At 68.5% G+C, this 4,036-nt stretch carries 3 protein-coding genes; 1 reads left to right on the plus strand and 2 read right to left on the minus strand.

Annotated features, from left to right (window positions below; translation table 11 throughout):
- Positions 1-110: 110 nt before the first annotated feature.
- A complete protein-coding gene (locus CCL05_RS41475) occupies positions 111-680 on the minus strand; it encodes a GNAT family N-acetyltransferase (RefSeq protein ID WP_086565728.1) in 570 nt (189 codons plus the stop codon).
- 279 nt (positions 681-959) lie between these two features.
- Between CCL05_RS41475 and secA the strand changes: the two genes are divergently transcribed.
- The gene (gene secA / locus CCL05_RS41480) at positions 960-3,656 is read left to right on the plus strand and encodes a preprotein translocase subunit SecA (protein WP_086565727.1); all 2,697 of its coding nucleotides are present in this window, start codon (positions 960-962) and stop codon (positions 3,654-3,656) included.
- Between the two features lie 72 nt (positions 3,657-3,728).
- Here secA and CCL05_RS41485 read toward each other — a convergent pair.
- A partial coding sequence (locus CCL05_RS41485) for an Rv3235 family protein (RefSeq protein WP_244204590.1) occupies positions 3,729-4,036 on the minus strand: 308 nt, incomplete at its 5' end.

Below are 4,036 nucleotides of genomic sequence, written 5' to 3' on the forward strand. Positions count from 1 at the left end.
CCCGGCGTAGCGGGGTGCCGCTGCGCCCACCCGTGCCGCCCTGGGTACCTCCCAGGCCCTTGAGGCACTGAGGGAGGCACGATTGCCCGCAGCTGAGGCAGCTCGGACAGCTACGCGCGCGCCGGCAAGTACGGGGCCGTCGACGGGAGGCCCAGGTCCGAGGGGAGCAGGGAGCCGATCCAGGTGTCGCGGCGTACGCCCTTGTTGTCGGTCGCGGCGCGCAACGTGCCTTCGATGGTGAAGCCGGCTCGTTCCGCCACCGCGCGGGAGGCGCGGTTGCCCACCTCGGCGCGCCATTCGACGCGGTCGATCGCCACTTGGACGAAGGCCCACCGGCAGGCCGTGAGGGCGGCCTCCGTGATGTAGCCGTGGGAACGGTGCTCCTTGGCGGCCCAGAAGCCGATCTCGCCCACGCCCAGGGCGCGCAGGGTGATGCCGACCATGCCGGCGAGTTCTCCGGAGAGGAGGAAGACGCCGAAGGTGTACATGGATCCGTCCGCCCAGCCGTCGGGGACCAACTGTTCCGTGAAGGCCTCGGCGTGCTCGCGCAGGTACGGGGAAGGGATCGTGGTCCAGCGCTGGATGTCCGGGTCCTGGCAGGCGCCGTACACCGCGTCGGTGTCCTGGGCGCCGACCGGGCGCAGCAGGAGGCGGTCCGTGGTGAGGGTGACGGGGTCCATCGGCCGATTGTGGTGGGAGGCCCCCACAAGCGCCATCTGTTTGCTGTTCGTGAGTGAGTCATCACGCTTCGCGCAATTCGGGTGAGGGATGCGGCACTATCCGGGGGGCCCGGACGTTGTCCCCTTTGAAGCAGAGTGAAAGCGAAATGAAGCAGCGGACGGTCGCCGTCACGGCAGGCCCTCCCGGCGCGGTGGGGTCCTCGCATACGATGGCCGTTGCTCAGTAAGTCAAGTGGTAACCGACCGTCCCAGGCCCGACCGGCAAGGAGACCAACCCCCGTGTCCGTCCTCTCGAAGATCATGCGTGCAGGCGAAGGCAAGATCCTGCGCAAGCTGCACCGCATCGCGGACCAGGTCAACTCCATCGAAGAGGACTTCGTCGACCTCTCCGACGCCGAGCTGCGGGCCCTCACCGATGAGTACAAGCAGCGCTACGCGGACGGCGAGACGCTGGACGACCTGCTTCCCGAGGCGTTCGCCACCGTCCGCGAGGCCGCCAAGCGCGTCCTGGGCCAGCGGCACTACGACGTGCAGATGATGGGCGGCGCCGCCCTGCACATGGGGTACGTGGCCGAGATGAAGACCGGTGAGGGCAAGACCCTCGTCGGCACGCTGCCGGCGTATCTGAACGCGCTGTCCGGCGAGGGCGTCCACATCATCACGGTGAACGACTACCTGGCCGAGCGCGACTCCGAGATGATGGGCCGCGTCCACCGCTTCCTCGGTCTGACCGTCGGCTGCATCCTCGCCAACATGACGCCGGCTCAGCGCCGCGAGCAGTACGCCAGCGACATCACCTACGGCACGAACAACGAGTTCGGCTTCGACTACCTGCGTGACAACATGGCGTGGTCCCAGGACGAGCTCGTCCAGCGCGGCCACAACTTCGCCATCGTCGACGAGGTCGACTCCATCCTCATCGACGAGGCCCGTACGCCGCTGATCATCTCCGGCCCGGCCGACCAGGCCACCAAGTGGTACGGCGACTTCGCCAAGCTGGTCAAGCGCCTCAAGCGCGGCGAGGCGGGCCAGCCGCTCAAGGGCATCGAGGAGACCGGCGACTACGACGTCGACGAGAAGAAGCGCACGGTCGCGATCCACGAGTCCGGCGTCAGCAAGGTCGAGGACTGGCTGGGCATCGACAACCTCTACGAGTCGGTGAACACCCCGCTGGTGGGCTACCTGAACAACGCCATCAAGGCCAAGGAGCTCTTCAAGAAGGACAAGGACTACGTCATCATCGACGACGAGGTCATGATCGTCGACGAGCACACCGGACGTATCCTCGCGGGCCGCCGTTACAACGAGGGCATGCACCAGGCGATCGAGGCGAAGGAAGGGGTGCCGATCAAGGACGAGAACCAGACGCTCGCCACGATCACGCTCCAGAACTTCTTCCGCCTCTACAAGCGCCACGACCACAAGGGCAAGGAAATGCCCGGTCTGTGCGGCATGACCGGTACGGCGATGACCGAGGCCGCCGAGTTCCACCAGATCTACAAGCTCGGCGTGGTGCCGATCCCGACCAACCGGCCGATGGTCCGCAAGGACCAGTCGGACCTGATCTACCGGACCGAGGTCGCCAAGTTCGAGGCGGTCGTCGACGACATCGAGGAGAAGCACCGCAAGGGTCAGCCGATCCTCGTCGGCACCACCTCGGTCGAGAAGTCCGAGTACCTCTCGCAGCAGCTCAGCAAGCGCGGCATCCAGCACGAGGTGCTGAACGCCAAGCAGCACGACCGTGAGGCGCAGATCGTCGCCCAGGCCGGCCGCAAGGGCTCCGTCACGGTGGCCACGAACATGGCCGGCCGTGGTACGGACATCAAGCTCGGCGGCAACCCCGAGGACCTCGCCGAGGCGGAGCTGCGCCAGCGCGGCCTCGATCCCGAGGAGCACATCGAGGAGTGGGCGCAGGCCCTGCCCGAGGCGCTCAAGCGCGCCGAGAAGGCCGTCCAGGCCGAGAAGGACGAGGTCGAGAAGCTCGGCGGCCTCTACGTGCTGGGCACCGAGCGGCACGAGTCGCGCCGGATCGACAACCAGCTGCGCGGTCGTTCCGGCCGTCAGGGCGACCCCGGCGAGTCCCGCTTCTACCTCTCCCTCGGCGACGACCTGATGCGGCTGTTCAAGGCCCAGATGGTCGAGCGCGTGATGTCGATGGCGAACGTCCCGGACGACGTGCCGATCGAGAACAAGATGGTCACGCGCGCGATCGCCTCCGCCCAGTCGCAGGTCGAGCAGCAGAACTTTGAAACGCGTAAGAACGTCCTGAAGTACGACGAGGTCCTCAACCGCCAGCGTGAGGTCATCTACGGCGAGCGGCGCCGCGTCCTGGAGGGCGAGGACCTGCACGAGCAGGTGCAGCACTTCATGGACGACACGATCGACGCCTACGTCCAGGCCGAGACCGCCGAGGGCTTCCCCGAGGACTGGGACCTCGACCGGCTGTGGGGCGCCTTCAAGCAGCTCTACCCGTGCAGCGTCACGATCGAGGAGCTCGAGGAGGCGGCCGGCGACCGGGCCGGGCTGACCGCCGAGTTCATCGGCGACTCCATCAAGGACGACATCCGCGAGCAGTACGAGGCGCGCGAGGCGCAGCTCGGCTCCGAGATCATGCGTGAGCTGGAGCGCCGGGTCGTGCTGTCGGTCCTCGACCGCAAGTGGCGCGAGCACCTCTACGAGATGGACTACCTCCAGGAGGGCATCGGCCTGCGCGCGATGNNCAAGCCGGTGGCCGACCTGGAGAAGCACGACACGGTGCCGGCCCAGGCCGGTGCCCGCCCGGAGATCCGCGCCAAGGGGCTCGACGCCCCGCAGCGGCGCAACCTCCACTTCTCCGCCCCGACCGTCGACGGCGAGGGCGGCACCATCGAGGGCGACTTCGAAACCGACGAGGAGCCGGTGCGTTCCGAGGCCGACGGCCTGACGCGCGCGGAGCGCCGCAAGCAGGCGCGGAGCCGGGGCCGTCGTAAGAAGTGACAGTCGCTGAGGCGCCGTAGTGGCTTGAAGGGCCGGACACCCGAGGGTGTCCGGCCTTTCGGTTCGGTGGGGTCAGTCGGCCTCGGCGCGGGGCGGGCGGGGGCCGCCGAGTTCCACTGCCGTGCAGCGCCAGCGGAGGTCCTGGCCGAGTTCCAGGCGGAAGGCCATGGCGCGCAGTCGGTCGCCGGCGCCGATGCGGGCGAAGGCCTCGATGGCGCCGGGGCGGGGTTCGAAATAGCCGATGTCGCGGACGACGGGGCGGGCGCCCCGGGTGCGCAGGGGGCCGCGTTCGGCGAGCCAGGCCAGTTCGTCGTAGGCGCGGCCCCGGGTGTGGCGGAGCATCGAATGGACGGGGCGGTGGCCGCTGAGGACCGCGAGCA

The sequence above is a fragment of the Streptomyces africanus genome, assembly GCF_002150735.1.
Lineage (GTDB): Bacteria > Actinomycetota > Actinomycetes > Streptomycetales > Streptomycetaceae > Streptomyces > Streptomyces africanus.